The organism is Stutzerimonas kunmingensis (genome assembly GCF_900114065.1).
In the GTDB taxonomy this organism is placed as follows: Bacteria; Pseudomonadota; Gammaproteobacteria; order Pseudomonadales; family Pseudomonadaceae; genus Stutzerimonas; species Stutzerimonas kunmingensis.
In genome coordinates this window covers 19,871-34,999 of the sequence record NZ_FORS01000015.1, presented here as the reverse complement: position 1 = coordinate 34,999, position 15,129 = coordinate 19,871, and the positions used below count along the sequence as shown (strand labels likewise).

General features: G+C 65.0%; 10 protein-coding genes. 6 read left to right on the top strand and 4 right to left on the bottom strand.

Annotated elements, in window-relative coordinates; translation table 11 throughout:
• Window positions 1-30: 30 nt before the first annotated feature.
• The 3 genes from argE to BM275_RS20885 all read right to left on the bottom strand — a co-directional run bounded on the left by argE (window position 31) and on the right by BM275_RS20885 (window position 3,291).
• Entirely contained in the window at window positions 31-1,191 is a 1,161-nt protein-coding gene (gene argE, locus BM275_RS20895) for an acetylornithine deacetylase (RefSeq protein WP_090523347.1), read from the bottom strand.
• A 117-nt stretch (window positions 1,192-1,308) separates the two neighbouring features.
• A complete protein-coding gene (locus BM275_RS20890; RefSeq protein WP_090523345.1) occupies window positions 1,309-2,574 on the bottom strand; it encodes an inorganic phosphate transporter in 1,266 nt (421 codons plus the stop codon).
• Window positions 2,575-2,613: 39 nt separating this feature from the next.
• Window positions 2,614-3,291, bottom strand: a complete 678-nt coding sequence (locus tag BM275_RS20885) for a TIGR00153 family protein (RefSeq protein ID WP_014821982.1) — start codon at window positions 3,289-3,291, stop codon at window positions 2,614-2,616.
• A gap of 113 nt (window positions 3,292-3,404) precedes the next feature.
• Between BM275_RS20885 and BM275_RS20880 the strand changes: the two genes are divergently transcribed.
• Both BM275_RS20880 and tfpB read left to right on the top strand, forming a co-directional pair.
• Window positions 3,405-4,769: a CYTH domain-containing protein gene (locus BM275_RS20880; RefSeq protein ID WP_090523341.1), complete on the top strand. Its 1,365-nt coding sequence runs from the start codon at window positions 3,405-3,407 to the stop codon at window positions 4,767-4,769.
• A 105-nt stretch (window positions 4,770-4,874) separates the two neighbouring features.
• Complete coding sequence (gene tfpB, locus BM275_RS20875) at window positions 4,875-6,659, top strand: type IV pilus assembly ATPase TfpB (RefSeq protein WP_090523339.1); 1,785 nt, start codon at window positions 4,875-4,877, stop codon at window positions 6,657-6,659.
• A 169-nt stretch (window positions 6,660-6,828) separates the two neighbouring features.
• On the opposite strand, the gene BM275_RS20870 is transcribed toward tfpB, so the two are convergent.
• Window positions 6,829-7,542 (bottom strand): murein L,D-transpeptidase catalytic domain family protein, encoded by a 714-nt coding sequence (locus BM275_RS20870; RefSeq protein ID WP_090523337.1) that lies wholly within the window; start codon window positions 7,540-7,542, stop codon window positions 6,829-6,831.
• Window positions 7,543-7,769: 227 nt separating this feature from the next.
• Here BM275_RS20870 and BM275_RS20865 point away from each other — a divergent pair, with 227 nt between their 5' ends.
• The 4 genes from BM275_RS20865 to BM275_RS20850 all read left to right on the top strand — a co-directional run bounded on the left by BM275_RS20865 (window position 7,770) and on the right by BM275_RS20850 (window position 15,100).
• Complete coding sequence (locus BM275_RS20865; RefSeq protein WP_473828332.1) at window positions 7,770-9,356, top strand: L,D-transpeptidase family protein; 1,587 nt, start codon at window positions 7,770-7,772, stop codon at window positions 9,354-9,356.
• A 191-nt stretch (window positions 9,357-9,547) separates the two neighbouring features.
• The gene (locus tag BM275_RS20860; RefSeq protein WP_090523332.1) at window positions 9,548-14,257 is read left to right on the top strand and encodes a PAS domain S-box protein; all 4,710 of its coding nucleotides are present in this window, start codon (window positions 9,548-9,550) and stop codon (window positions 14,255-14,257) included.
• Window positions 14,258-14,323: 66 nt separating this feature from the next.
• Window positions 14,324-14,632 carry a DUF2388 domain-containing protein gene (locus BM275_RS20855; protein WP_014821988.1) on the top strand — a complete coding sequence of 103 codons (309 nt, stop codon included), beginning with the start codon at window positions 14,324-14,326 and terminating at the stop codon, window positions 14,630-14,632.
• Between the two features lie 42 nt (window positions 14,633-14,674).
• Complete coding sequence (locus BM275_RS20850) at window positions 14,675-15,100, top strand: OsmC family protein (RefSeq protein ID WP_014821989.1); 426 nt, start codon at window positions 14,675-14,677, stop codon at window positions 15,098-15,100.
• The last annotated feature ends 29 nt before the right edge of the window (window positions 15,101-15,129 follow it).

Sequence of the window (15,129 nt, the reverse complement as noted above, 5' to 3'; positions counted from 1 at the left end):
CGTGGCGGGTTCTATTCGTCTGTATTGGAGTCAGTTCGCGGCGGTCTGCGGCTGCAGGCAGTAGTGCTCGATCATCCGCCGCAGCAGCTGCACGGTCGGTTCGATACGATCGAGCTGCAGGTATTCGTCGGGCTGGTGCGCGCAAGCGATGTCGCCGGGCCCCAGCACAAGCGTTTCGCAGCCGAGCTGCTGAAGATAAGGCGCTTCGGTGGCAAACGCCACCGCCTCAGCTTGGTGGCCGGTGAGGCGCTCGGCCAGCCGTACCAGCTCGCTTTCCGCCGCCTGCTCGAAGGCTGGCACCGCGGGGAACAGCGGCGCCAGGTCGATTTTCACCTGGTGCTGCTCGGCCAGCGGCTGCAGGCGCCGGCGGATAATCGTTCGCAGCTGCTGCGGGTCCATGCCCGGCAGCGGGCGCAGATCGAACTCCAGCGAACATTGCCCGCAGATGCGGTTGGGGTTGTCGCCGCCATGGATGCAGCCGAAGTTGAGCGTCGGCTTGGGCACGTCGAACAGCGGGTTGTCGTATTCGCCCTGCCACTGGCGGCGCAGCGTCATCATCTCGCCAATCACGCCGTGCATGGCTTCCAGGGCGCTATGACCATAGGCCGGGTTCGACGAATGCCCGCTCTGCCCGAGGATGTCGATGCGCTCCATCATGATGCCCTTATGCAGGCGTACCGGGCGCAGGCCGGTGGGCTCGCCGATCACCGCGGCGCGCCCGAGCGGCCGGCCGGCTTCGGCCAGGGCACGGGCGCCAGACATCGAACTCTCTTCATCGCAGGTGGCGAGAATCAGCAATGGGCGGCGGAACGGCTGCTCCAGCAGCGGCCGAACCGCCTCGATGATCAGCGCGAAGAAGCCTTTCATGTCGCAGCTGCCGAGGCCGTACCAGCGGTCATCGGCCTCACGCAGCTTCAGTGGATCGGACTGCCACAGCGCGGCATCGAACGGCACGGTATCGCTGTGCCCGGCCAGCACCAGCCCGCCGGGACCACTGCCATAGCTGGCGAGCAGGTTGAATTTCCCCGGCGCGACTTCCGGCGTTTCGCAGGTGAAGCCCAGCTCACCGAGCCAGGCCGCGAGCAACTCGATCACAGGACGATTGCTCTGATCCCAGCCCGGCTGCGTACAACTGACCGAGGGTGCCGCGAGGAGCGCAGCGAACTGCTCCTTGAATGATGGAATGGGCACCGGCTACCTCCGTGATGCAATCGGAACGAGCCTGCAGTGAAGCATGAAACGCGCCACGGCGGGACCCACAAACGAAAACGCCCCGCCGAAGCGGGGCGCAGACGGCATCGGCCGGAGTTACGTGAAGATGAATTTGAGCACGGTGAAGAAGACGATCGCCAGGAATGCACCGGCCGGCAGGGTGATCAACCAGGACATGAAGATCGAGCCCACGACACCCAGGTTCAGCGCACCGATACCGCGCGCGATACCGATCCCGAGAACCGCTCCGACCAGCGTGTGAGTCGTGGAGACCGGCAGGCCGATGGCCGATGCGCCGACCACGGTTGTCGCGGTAGCCAGTTCGGCGGCAAAACCGCGGCTTGGCGTCAGCTCGGTGATTTCCTTGCCGATGGTGGCGATCACCTTGTAGCCGTAGGTGGCCAGACCGATGACGATACCTATCGCACCGAGCAGCAACACCCAGCCCGGCACGGCGGACTTGGCCGCGATGTCGGCGGCGCCGCCGGACTCGATCACACCGACGATGGCGGCCAGCGGACCAACCGCGTTGGCGACATCGTTGGCGCCATGGGCGAAGGCCATCGAGCAGGCGGTGAAGATCATCAGCACGGCGAACACCTTCTCCACGCTGGCGAAGTGGAAGGTCTTGTCGGCTTCGACGTCGACCTTGATCCGCGAAAGCAGCGCGATACCTGCGAGCATCACCAGCAGGCCGATGCCGAAGGCCAGCAGGATGCCCTGGCCGCTGCTGAGGGTCAGACCGACATGCTTGAGGCCCTTGGTGACCGTCATCAGCGCGACCATGAAACCGGTCAGGAACATGTACAGCGGCACGAAGCGCTTGGCGTTCTCGAACGGATGATCGGTATTGATGATCAGCTTCTGCACGCTCATGAACAGGCCGAAGGCGACGATGCCGGACAGCATCGGCGTGACCACCCAGCTGGCGACGATCGGGCCGATGGCGTCCCAGTGCACCGCATCGGTAGACACACCCACCGCGGCGAAGCCAATCACCGCGCCGATAATCGAATGCGTGGTGGAAACCGGCCAGCCTTTCATGGTGGCGATCAGCAGCCAGGTGCCGGCGGCCAATAGCGCCGACATCATCCCCAGCACCATCAGGTCAGGAGAAATAACCTCCGCGTCGACGATGCCGTTCTTGATCGTCTCGGTGACTTCGCCGCCGGCCAGATAGGCGCCGCAGAACTCGAAGATCATGGCCACGATGATGGCCTGCTTGATGGTCAGCGCCCGAGAACCGACCGAAGTACCCATGGCATTGGCCACGTCGTTGGCGCCCACGCCCCAGGCCATGAAGAAACCGAATGCGCAGGCAAGGATCAGGAGTACGAAGCCGTAATCCGCAATAAGAGACATAAGGAATTACCTGTTGAACCCAGAAAGGATGCCGGCGCCTCAGCGCGCCAGCAGTTGTTCCAGACGGTTGCCGACGCGCTCTGCGCGGTCGGCTACATCACCGATCCATTCGATGATCTTGTAGAGAAAGATCACGTCGACTGCTGGCAAATCCTTTTCCAGGTGGAACAGCGCACGGCGAACCGTGATCTGCATGCGGTCGGTTTCCCGCTCGATTTCCTCGAGCTCTTCGACCATCTTCTCGACGAGAGTGGCTTCGCGGCCGCTGAAGCCGGTTTCCAGCAGCGAATCCAGTTCCTTCAGCGCTTTCAGCGCCTGGGCGCTGGCATCGACGGTGCGTTGCACGTAAGCCAACATCTGCGGCTGCAGTGCCTGCGGGATGGTCATGCAGCGACCCAGCATCAGGCCGGCGATGTCCTTGGCGCGGTTGGCGATCTTGTCCTGTACACTCAGCAGATCAAGCAGATCGGAACGCGGCACCGGCAAGAACAGGCTCTTGGGCAGGTGCTGGCGAACGCTCTTCTTCAGCTTGTCGGCCTCGTTTTCCAGCTGCGCCATCTGCTGCTGGATCTGCTCGACCTTCTCCCAGTCTTCGGCCATGACCGCCTGGAACAGCGGTACCAGGTTCGCTGCACACTCATGCGACTTGGCCATATGCTGCTGCATCGGGCCGATTGGCGAACGTCCGAACAAGCTGACGAAAGGATTGACTGGCATAGGGTAAAGCCCCGGCTTGAAAGAGGCGGCAAGTATACGGACAGGCCATCACGCCTGCTACCGTGCGTCATCAGGCTGCAACATCCACACATCATAGGCACCCAGTCGGCACCATGCAGAAAGAAACCGAAATCAAGCTACGCGCCAGCCGCGAAACCCTGCTCGCCCTGCGCGATCATCCGCTGCTGAAGAAGCGCAACAAGAGTGGCTGGTCGCGCCATGAGCTGTTCAACCAGTATTACGACACCGCCGAGCGCGCCCTCGCCCAGGCCCGCGTCGCGCTGCGCCTGCGCCGCGACGGCGAGCAATTCATCCAGACCCTGAAAAGCCGCGGCCAGAGCGTCGCCGGGCTTTCCGAGCGCAACGAGTGGGACTGGTATCTGGACAAGGCCAAGCTCGACACCAAGAAGCTTGACGACGACTGCTGGCCGGCCAGCCTCGCCGAGCTGGACAAGAAAAGCCTCAAGCCGATCTTCACCACCGACTTCGTGCGCGAGAAAGCCGAAATTGCCTGGGGCCGCGGCAAGACCAAGGTGGTGATCGAGGCGGCGCTGGATCTGGGCCAGGTCAAGGCCGGCAAGCAGTCCGAGGAAATCTGCGAGCTGGAGCTCGAGCTGCGCCAGGGCGATCCGGAAGCGCTGCTGGAATTGGCGGCCGAGCTGGCCGCCGACCTGCCGCTGATGCCCTGCGACATCAGCAAGGCCGAGCGCGGCTATCGCCTGCATGACGCCGATGGCTACAACCTGCAGCTGCCGGCGCCGGCACTCGACGCTACGATGCCGCTGGACGACGCGGTGGTAGCCCTCGGCTGGCAGCTGCTGGGCAACAGCCAGCGTCTGGCTGAGCAGTACCGCTTCAATGGCCGCTGGAAACTGCTGAGTGACTGGCTGCAGCAGCTGATCGAGCTGCGCGCCCTGCTCGGCAGCCTCGGCCAGGCCGCCCCGCGCGCCAGCAGTCGTGAGCTGCGTGAACTGCTCGACGCGCTGATCCAGGACTGGCGCCCACGGGTCGAAGCCGGCCAGGACGATGAAGGCGTGCGCAAGGCCGCACCAGTGCAGTTCGCCGAGGAACTGGGCCAGACCCGCTGGGGCCTGCTGTCGCTGAAAGCCTCGCTCTGGCTGCTGCAGCGCAGCTGGACCGAAGGCCGCAGTGCGCGCGGCGATCGCCAGGGCGCTGCCGAGCTGGGCAAGTGGCTGCTGCATCTGCTGGCGGAAGAAGCCAAGGCCCTGCAACTGCCGCGCTACCAGCAACAACCCGAAGACCTCGCCGAACAGAGCCCGCGCATGGAGCGCCTGCTGGTCTGGCTGCATCTGGCCCGCAGCGTGCTGGAGTTGCCGGAAGTCGATCGACTGTACGGCGAGCTGGCCAAGCTGCATGAACTGGCCCGCCAGCCCATCGACGAGCAAGCGCTGGAAATGCGCGTCGAGCAGGCGCACCTGGTCTGGACGCTCAAGGCCTGGAAGCAGCTGGAGAAATAGCGTCCCAGACGGCGCAAGTTGCTCAAAGTTGAACCCCGGCGGCAGACAACGCCGGGGCTTTAGCGGCAAGCTTGGCTTTTCCCGCCGTTGCGTCGAAGGAATCCCATGTCCGTGCTGAACTCGCCCTCCCAGGACCGCCCTCTCGATCTCGCCGATCTGTTGCGCGAGCTGGTCGCCCAGGGGCGGGTCGCGCAGGACAGCGCCGAACAATGCCTGACGGTCCGCCGCAGCGCGGTGGCCAACCAGCAACATCCGCTGGAATTCCTCGCCGCGCAGCAGCTTGATGATCTGCAGCGGCCGGGCAAGAAGCTCGATCTGGAAACACTGACCGTCTGGCTGGCGGAACGCGCCGGTCAGCCGTATCTGCGCATCGACCCGCTGAAGATCGACGTCGCCGCCGTCACCCCACTGATGTCCTACGCCTTCGCCCAGCGCCACAGCATCCTCGCAGTGGCGGTGGACAGCAGCGCCGTCACCATCGCAAGCAGCCAGCCCTTCGTGCAGGGCTGGGAAGCCAACCTGACCCACGTGCTCAAACGCCCGATCAAGCGCGTGGTGGCCAACCCGAGCGACATTCAGCGCTTCACCGTCGAGTTCTACCGCCTGGCGAAGTCGGTCAGCGGCGCCAGCGGCACCGATCAGAAAATCAGCGGCGTCGGCAATTTCGAGCAGCTGCTCAACCTCGGCGCCAGTGATCAGGAACCGGACGCCAACGACTCGCACATCGTCAACATCGTCGACTGGCTGTTCCAGTACGCCTTTCAGCAGCGCGCCAGCGACATCCACATCGAGCCGCGTCGCGAGCAGGGCTCGGTACGCTTTCGCATCGACGGCGTGCTGCACAACGTCTACCAGTTTCCGCCGCAGGTGACGATGGCGGTGGTCAGCCGACTAAAGTCTCTCGGCCGGATGAACGTCGCCGAGAAGCGCAAACCGCAGGATGGCCGGGTCAAGACCAAGACGCCGGAAGGCGGCGAAGTCGAGCTGCGCCTGTCGACGCTGCCAACGGCATTCGGCGAGAAGATGGTGATGCGTATCTTCGACCCCGAAGTGCTGCTCAAGGGCTTCGACCAGCTGGGCTTTTCCGCCGACGACCTGCGCCGCTGGCAGAGCATGACGAGCCAGCCCAACGGCATCATCCTCGTCACCGGGCCGACCGGCTCGGGCAAGACCACCACGCTGTACACCACGCTCAAGCAGCTGGCGACGCCGGAGGTGAACGTCTGCACCATTGAGGACCCGATCGAGATGATCGAGGGCGCCTTCAACCAGATGCAGGTGCAGCACAACATCGACCTGACCTTCGCCAGCGGCGTGCGCGCACTGATGCGTCAGGACCCGGACATCATCATGGTCGGCGAGATCCGCGATCTGGAAACCGCCGAGATGGCCATCCAGGCCGCACTGACCGGCCACCTGGTGCTCTCCACCCTACACACCAACGATGCCCCCAGCGCGATCACCCGCCTGCTGGAACTGGGCGTGCCGCACTACCTGCTTAAGGCCACACTGCTCGGCGTCATGGCCCAGCGCCTGGTGCGCACGCTGTGCCCGCACTGCAAGGCGCCGATGCAGCTGGATGCAGACGACTGGAGCGCATTGACCAAACCCTGGAACGCCCCGCTGCCGACCACCGCGCAACGGGCGGTAGGCTGCCTGGAATGCCGCGACACCGGTTTCCGCGGTCGCGCCGGGGTCTACGAGATCATGCTGCTGAACGACGCGATCAAGCCGCTGATCACCGCCGACACCGACATCGTCGCCCTGCGCCGCCAGGCCTTCAAGGATGGCATGCGCAGCCTGCGCCTCTCAGGCGCCCAGAAGATCGCCGCCGGCCTCACCACCGTGGAAGAAGTGCTGCGGGTGACGCCGCAGAGCGAGCAGAAATAGCCGGAGGCTCGAGGCGTTTGCAGGGTGGATGTCGCTTTTTACATCCACCACAACTCCGTCCGGTGGATCGGTGAAGCGTGATCCACCCTACGCCAGCTCGGACCGCACCTGCATCAGCGCCCGCAGTCGCGCCGATGACGCCGACCCTTGCGACGATTCGAATGCTGCATCAGCCGCCAGAACGTGCAGCGAGAATGGTCGCCACCTGGTTGGGCTTGCAGTTGAGATACGCCGAGGATTGCAGCCATTGCTGGTCGGGGTACCAGGAGAACATGAACTGGCCGCCCTTGAGGCTATCGACCACCATCCGCGCCACCTCAGGCCGTACCGCCGGGCAGCCCTGGCTGCGGCCGATGCGGCCCTGGGTGGCGATCCAGGAAGGATTCACGTAAGCCGCCGGGTGGATGACGATGGCGCGCTCGCGGGCGCGGTCATTGATTCCCGGCTCCAGTCCGTCCATGCGCAGCGAGTAGCCATGCTTGCCGCTGTAGCTTTCGGCGGTGCGGAACAGACCGATGCTGGACTGGTGACTGCCAACCGTATTGGAGAATTGCGTGGCGTGGTTGTCGCCGGACTTCTGGCCATGGGCGACCAGGTCCTCGAGCAGCAACTCTTCCTTTTCCAGATCGAAGATCCACAGCCGTCGCTTGCTGGAGGGCAGCGAGAAATCAATCACCGCCAGACGCTGGGCAGCGCTCGCACCATTGTTGACGGCGCATTGCATGGCCGCGACGGCGTGGGTCAGAACCTCGCGATCGAGCGTGGGTGCCAATCGAGCCAGGCTGTCGGCCATCGGCTGATAGGTTGCACCGGCCGCCCAGACAGGCGAAGCGAGAACGAAAAGTCCCGCCGCCAGGCAGGCACGTCGAAGCATGGACATCATCGAGCAAGCAACCTCGTCGGGCCCGGCCTGACGACTTCCTGTCTGGCCGGCGCCGCATACTCGCTGCCGAACACAGCAGCAGCGCAACGAAGCCGAGCGGGACGAACGTGCGCCCAATGCCCGGCAGGATATGTTTTTATGGGCCCGAAAGAATGCCGGCAGACACCGGAACGGCGGCCCTACAGGCGCGCAGTCTAGCAGTCACGGGAATGGCCTGGAGCGATAAATTGTTCAAAAAATGTGCATTTCGTCTTGCCGTCTGGCTCTGCCTCGCCCCGCTCGCGGCCTTGGCAGAGCCGCTCGTCGCGCCGCCGACGCCGCTCGAAACCGCGCTGACGAACCTGCCAGAGCGCTGCACGGCGATCCCGGACAGGCTGGAACCAGATGCGCTGCAGCGCCTGTCGGCATTCTATGCAGCCGTGCATCACCAGCCGGTGTGGAATTCCTATGCGACGCTCGACGGCTTGCTGCAGCAGCTCGCGCAACTGGCCGATGACGGCCTGGACCCGGCGCAATATCAGCCGGCGCGCATACGCGAGCAGCTCTATCAGTCGTCGACCGCGCCGCTGCATCGCGAATGCGCTGACATTCTCACCAGCCACGCCTATCTGGAAGCGCTGCACCATCTGGCCCGTGGTCGCCTGCGCCAGGCCGATGTCGAGCCGATCTGGCGCAGCCCCGACGCCACGGAGCGCGACGATAGCCAGCAATTGCTGCAGATCGCCGTGCAGGGCCTTACCGATCTGCCGCAGGCCTTCGAGCGCGCCCGCCCGGCCCTTGCGCTGTACCGCGACTTGCGCGCCGCCTATGCGCGGTTGCGCCTGGCGCCGCTGCCCGCCTGGCGGCCATTGCCGGACGGCACGACGCTGCGACCCGGAATGAGCGATGAACGTGTGCCGCTGCTGCGCGAAATGCTGCTCGCCGGCGCCGCCAGTACGGCGGCGCTGGAGCCGCGCTACGACGACGAGCTGGTCGAGGCGGTGCGCCGCTTTCAGACGCGACATGGTCTGGAAGCCGACGGCGTGATCGGCGCCGGCACTCTGGCTGCATTGAACGTCAGCCCGGCCAGCCGTCTCGATCAGGTGCGTCTCAATCTGGAGCGCCTGCGCTGGATCAGCCGTGACCTTGAGCCGCAATCGCTGCTGGTGGATATCGCCGGCGCACGGCTGATCTACTACCGCGACAGCTGCCCGTTCTGGCAGACACGCACCCAGGTCGGCCGCCAGGCGCGGCAGACGCCGCCGCTGAAATCGCAGATCACCCGACTCACGCTTAACCCCACCTGGACCGTACCTCCGACCATCCTGCAGCAGGACAAGCTGCCGTTGATCCGCGAGGACGCCGGCTACCTCGCGCGTCACGGGATGCGCGTGCTCGATGCCCAGGGCAACGACCTGGACCCGGCCAGCATCGACTGGCATGCACCGCGCAACATCATGCTGCGCCAGGAGGCAGGTCCGGCCAATCCGCTCGGACAGGTGGCAATCCGCTTCGCCAACCCGTTCTCGGTGTACCTGCACGATACGCCGAGCAAGCCGCTGTTCGATCTCAGCGAGCGTGCCCTCAGCTCCGGCTGCGTGCGCGTCGAAGGGGCGCTGCAGCTGGTCGACCTGCTACTCGACGAAGACGAGCGCGAGACCGTCGCCAGACTGCTGCAGAACGGCAAGACCCACGAGTACCGCCTGGCGCGCCGCACGCCGATCCTGATGGCCTACTGGACCGCGGCCGTCGACGACACCGGCCAGCTGCGCTATCGCCCGGACATTTACCAGCGCGATGCCGCGCTCCTCAGGGCGCTGGACGCGGCGCGTTAGTGCAACGCTGACGACCCGGTGCGGGCACTCGCGAGGCGTTCCGTTCGTCGGGAGTTTCGTCGCCTTCTGCCTGAACCAAGCAGGCTCGGCGTAGTCTTTTGCTGACCGCTCGACACACCCGCCGCTGAAGGGTGGTCGACTGACAGACCCGTCTGAATTACTCAGTGCCATGGATAGCCGAGCAGGACACCTTGAACGCCGAACACAGCGCCCTCACAGCGACCTGGAATGAAGCTGAACGGCTGATCGCATTGGCTCGTTATGCCGCGCTCGACGCCTCGTGCGACGCGGAGCTGGATGAGCTTGCCGCCATGGCTGCGGACCTCTGTGCCTGTCCGGCGGCGGCGATCCATTTCATCGATGACCAATACCAGTACTGCAAGGGCGCCTTCGCGCTCCAGCGCGAGCCCGTTCCGCTCGCGCGCTCGCTCTGTGCCCGCGCGATCCTGCAATCCGAGCCGCTGATCACCAGGCACGGCAGCGAGCTCAGCGCACCCGTGGAAATGCCACGTCTCGCCGCAGGCGAGCCCGCTCGCTTCTATGCCGCGGCTATCCTGCGCGACGACGATGGCCTGCCGCTGGGTACGCTATGCGTCTGCGACCGCCAGCCACGCGAGCTCTCGCCGCGTCAGGGCGCGCAGCTGCAGGCCGTGGCACGCCAGGTCATGGCGCTGCTGGAACTGCGGCGTTTACGCGGCGAAGACGCGCGCAGCCGCCAGATCATCGACAGCGCCCAGGACTACGCCATTCTCGCCAGCGACCCGCGCGGGTGCATCACCAGCTGGAACAGCGGTGCGCAGCGCATGCTCGGCTGGACTGCCAAAGAGATGATTGGCCAGCCGCTCGCCCGCATCTTCACCGAAGAGGATTGCGTACAACACGCCCCTGAGCAGGAAATGCGCACGGCGCGAGAGAAAGGCAGCGCCATCGATGAGCGCTGGCACCAGCGCAAGGACGGTTCCCGCTTCTGGGCCAGTGGAGTGCTTACCCCGCTTTTGCACGACGGCAAGCCGCAGGGCTTCGTCAAAATCCTCCGCGATTTGACCGAAGCGCGTCTGCAGCAGAGCTTCGCCCGGGAAATGGAGGAGCGCTACCGCACGCTGGTCGACCTCAGCCCACAGGTGGTCTGGCAATGCGATGCCGATGGCAGCCTGAGCTATTGCAACAGCTACTGGTGCGAATTCACCGGCCTGGACGAGCAGCAATCACGTGGCGACGGCTGGCTTGTCGCGGTCTCCTCGAACGATCGCCAGCGTACGGCCGAACAATGGCAGGCCGCGCTGCAACGCCAACTACCGTTCAAGCTCGAACTGCCCCTGCGCGACATCGATGGCCAGCCGCGATGGTTCCAGGTCAGCGCCGCGCCGATCTACGATGCCGACGGACAATTGCTGCACTGGGTCTGCGTGGCCCAGGACGTCGACAGCCGCCGGCGCTCGGAGATGCAGCGGCTGGAGAGCGAAGCCTTCACCCGCCTGTTGCTGGATTCGGCCAACGAAGGTTTCTACTCCATCGACCGCGGCGGCATGGTCACCCTGTGCAACGATGCCTTCCTCAACCTGCTGGGCTTCGCCAGCCGCGAGGAAGTGCTAGGCCGCCAGCTGCACCATGTGATCCATCACAGCCATCCGGACGGCAGCCCCTACCCGGTGCAGGACTGCCCGATCCAGCACACCGCCACGACCGGCGAACCACGCCACGTCGAGCACGAACTGTTCTTCCGCGTCGACGGCAGCAGCCTGCCGGTGGAATACCGGGTGGCGCCGATCTACCGCGACGGCGAGCTGCAGGGCGCCATCTGCACCTTCAGCGACATCAGTGAGCGCACCCAGCACCAGGCATTGCAGGCCTTTCTTCTCGAACTGAGCGATTGTCTGCAGGCTTGCAGCGAGCGGGTCGATGTCTGCTGCGTACTCGACGAGCGCCTGGCCCGGCTGACGCACTGTGACTGCATCGCCTGGGGGACCGTGAAGGACGGCACGCTGACCGTGAAACAGGAATGGCTGGCTGCGGATGCTCCGAGCCGGATAGGGCGTCATGGCCTGGAAGCGGACGCCGCCGGTTTCATCGACCGCCTGCCAGACGAAAACCTGGTCGTGCTCGAGGAAGACACGTCAGGCAGTGACTCGCTGCTGCAACATCTAGCCGCCCGCTCGGTCCTGTTCACCGAGCTGCCAGGTGTCGAGTCCGGCACCCAGCCCGCGCTGCTCATGTTCGTCCGCAGCCAGCCGCTACCCTGGAGCCCGGATGACATCGGCCTGGCACGCGAGGTGCTGGAGCGCATCCGTGCCGCGGCCGAGCGCATGCGGGCCAGCAAGGCCCTGCGCGAAGCCGAGCAGCGCATCAGCCTCGCCAATGAGATCGCCTCGATCGGCGTCTGGGAATACCGCGACAGCCATCATTCGCTGCACTGGGACGCACAACTCAAGGCCATGGCCGGGCTGGCGCCGGATGAGCCGGGGCTGGGTGTGCACGAGATTCTTGCGCGGATCCATCCGGACGACCGCAGCGTGCTGCTCAAGGCGCTGGGCGAGACCCTGGCGGGACGTGGCGACGGCGAGTTCCAGCTCGACTACCGCATCTTCGATACCCGCATCGGCGAGTTCGTCTGGCTCGCCAATCGTGGCCGCCGGCTCGTCGATTCCAGCGGCATGGTGCGCATCCTCGGCACCGCACGCAACATTACCGCCGAACGCAACGCTGCTGAACGCATGCTGCGCATGAACGAGATGCTCGAAGAGCAGATCAAGGATCGCCAGCAGGCCGAACAGCGCCAGACCGCGCTGATCGAACTGGGCGACCTGCTGCGCGAGCAGCACGACAGCCAGACCATCGCGCATGCCGCGGTGAGCGTGATCGGCCGCACCATCGGTGTTTCCCGAGTGCTGTTCGCCAGTGTCAATGCACCGAGCCAGAGCGCCACCATCGAGCGCTACTGGAGCGACGGCAGTTCGGACAGCAGCAGCGAAGTGGTGCATTTCGCCGATTACGGCGACTTCTTCTATGACCTGCAGGAAAACGAACTGGTCGTGATCGAGGACGTGCTGCACGATGCCCGCACCGCCAGCCATGCGGAGAACTTTGCCGAAAGCCAGATCCGCAGCATCGTCTGCGTCCCGCTGTTCGAGCAGGGCCGCATTTCCGCCGTGATGATGCTGCTCGAAGAACAGCCGCGCGGCTGGCTCGACGACGACATCTCGTTCATCCGCGAAGTCGCCGACCGCGCCTGGACCGCCGATGAGCGCATGCGCGCCGAACGCGCATTGCGGGAGAGCGAAGAGCAGTTCCGCACCCTCGCCGACAACATGAGCCAGTTCGCCTGGATGGCCGACCCCAGCGGCCACATCTACTGGTACAACAAGCGCTGGTACGACTACACCGGCACCACCGACGAAGCCATGCGCGCCCTTGGCTGGCGCACGGTGAACCACCCGGACCATCATGAGCGGGTCAGCGCCTCGATGAAGCGCGCCTTTGCCATCGGCTCGATCTGGGAAGAAACCTTTCCGTTGCGCGGCAAGGACGGCAAGTACCGCTGGTTCCTCTCCCGCGCACTGCCGATTCGCGACGATTTCGGGCAGGTTACCCACTGGTTCGGCACCAATACCGACGTCACTGCCCAGGTTGCCGCCGAAGAGGCGCTGCGCGAACTCAACGACAGCCTCGAGCGCCGGGTTGCCGAACGTACCCGCGAGCTGGCGGCGATCAACAGCCGGCTGCACATCGAGATGGCCGAACGCGAGCGCGCCGAGGAAGCGCTGCGCCACGCGCAGAAGATGGAAGCCATCGGGCAGCTCACCGGCGGCCTGGCGCACGACTTCAACAACATGCTGACCGGCGTGCTCGGCGCGCTCGACCTGATCCAGCGGCGTGTCGCCGGCGGCAATACCGGCGATCTCGACCGCTACATCGACGCCGCGACCACCTCGGCCAACCGTGCGGCGGCGCTGACCCATCGCCTGCTGGCCTTTGCCCGTCGCCAGTCGCTGGACCCCAAACCGGTCGACGTGAACCTGTTGGTGGTGTCGATGGAGGACATGCTGCGTCGCACCATGGGCGAGCACATCCGTCTGGAAGTCGAGCTGCAGGCAGATGCCTGGCTCGCTTACACCGACGGCCACCAACTGGAAAACGCCCTGCTCAACCTGGTGATCAATGCCCGGGATGCCATGCCCGATGGCGGACGCCTCGGGGTGAACACGCGCAATGTACGGATCCAACAGCGCCAGCCGGACGCCCCCGAACCGGGCGACTACGTGGTGCTGAGCGTCACCGACAACGGCTCCGGCATGTCGGCCCAGACCATCGCCAAGGCATTCGATCCCTTCTTCACCACCAAACCCATAGGCCAGGGCACCGGCCTGGGCCTGTCGATGGTCTACGGCTTCGCCAAGCAGACCGGTGGTCACGTGCGCATCGACAGCACGCTGGGCGAAGGCACGCAGGTCATCCTCTACCTGCCGCGCAACGAGGCCCAGGACGAGCTACTGCCTGCCGCGTCGCAATCGACGGAGGTGCCCAGCGCGACGAACGGGGAGATCGTGCTGGTGGTGGAGGACGAGGCCGCCGTGCGCATGCTCGTCGTGGAGGTGCTGCAGGAGCTGGGCTACCAGGTGCTGGAAGCGGTCGATGCGAATGGCGCGCTGCCCTACCTGCACGGCGATCAGCGCCTCGATCTGCTGGTCACCGATTTCGGCCTGCCCGGCCTGAACGGACGGCAATTGGTGGAAAGCGCGCGACAGCACCGCCCCGAACTGAAGGTGCTGTTCATCACCGGCTACGTACCGGACGACGAGATGCGTAACGACTTCCTCGCCCCCGGCATGGATATCCTCGCCAAACCGTTCAGCATCGACATCCTCGCCGCCCGCATCCGGCGCCTGATCGACGGGCGCGACTAGCGGCAACCGGAACTCTCCTTCGCCCATCGCACTCTCAGAAGAACGATAGCAAGGAGGTTTCCGCTCATGCGCAAGACACTTTTCGCAGCGTTCACCCTGGCGTTGGTGCCGGTTGGCAGCGCCGTGGCCGATGGCCTGGTCCGCGACATTCTCTCCTCGGGTGCGACCACAGCATCCACCTACATGACCTTCAAGGACGACAAGCTGGTGATACCTGCGCGCGAGGATGCAGGCAGCTTCGTGGCCAGTAACGGCGAGATCCGCGGCCCGTATCTGGAAGCCATGCTGCAGCAACTGCGCAGCGAGCAGCCGCAGCTGGAAGCCACCGACATGGAGCTGGCCAGCGCGATCCTCGCGGCCGAACAGCTTCAATAGCGGCACGCTGAACCCATTCACGCATTCATTCGAGGTCAGTTCATGAAGAAGAGCGCTTCCGCCGTCTGGCAAGGCGGCCTGAAAGACGGCAAGGGCACCATCAGCACTCAGAGCGGTGCACTGAAGGACAACCCCTACGGCTTCAACACTCGCTTCGAAGACACGCCGGGGACCAATCCGGAAGAGCTGATCGGCGCGGCCCATGCCGGCTGCTTCTCGATGGCCCTGTCGATGATGCTGGGCCAGGCGGGGCTGACCGCCGAACGCATCGACACCCGCGCCGAAGTCACACTCGACAAGGATGGCGAAGGCTTCAGCATCACGGCGATTGATCTCACCCTCAAGGCGCGGATTCCGGGTGCGGATGACGCGCAGTTCCAGCAGATCGCCAATCAGGCGAAGGAAGGCTGCCCGGTGTCCAAGGTACTCAACGCTCGCATCAGCCTGAACGCGACGCTGGAAGGTTGACCGCGCCTTCATCGCGCCAAGCTCGGGCG

What these genes read in the sequence shown, in the direction of transcription:
- BM275_RS20850 (WP_014821989.1), top strand. Translation starts at nt 14,675, where the DNA reads ATGAAGAAGAGCGCTTCCGCCGTCTGGCAAGGCGGCCTGAAAGACGGC.
- tfpB (WP_090523339.1), top strand. Translation starts at nt 4,875, where the DNA reads ATGTCCGTGCTGAACTCGCCCTCCCAGGACCGCCCTCTCGATCTCGCC.
- BM275_RS20855 (WP_014821988.1), top strand. Translation starts at nt 14,324, where the DNA reads ATGCGCAAGACACTTTTCGCAGCGTTCACCCTGGCGTTGGTGCCGGTT.
- BM275_RS20880 (WP_090523341.1), top strand. Translation starts at nt 3,405, where the DNA reads ATGCAGAAAGAAACCGAAATCAAGCTACGCGCCAGCCGCGAAACCCTG.
- BM275_RS20870 (WP_090523337.1), bottom strand. Translation starts at nt 7,542, where the DNA reads ATGATGTCCATGCTTCGACGTGCCTGCCTGGCGGCGGGACTTTTCGTT.
- BM275_RS20885 (WP_014821982.1), bottom strand. Translation starts at nt 3,291, where the DNA reads ATGCCAGTCAATCCTTTCGTCAGCTTGTTCGGACGTTCGCCAATCGGC.
- BM275_RS20890 (WP_090523345.1), bottom strand. Translation starts at nt 2,574, where the DNA reads ATGTCTCTTATTGCGGATTACGGCTTCGTACTCCTGATCCTTGCCTGC.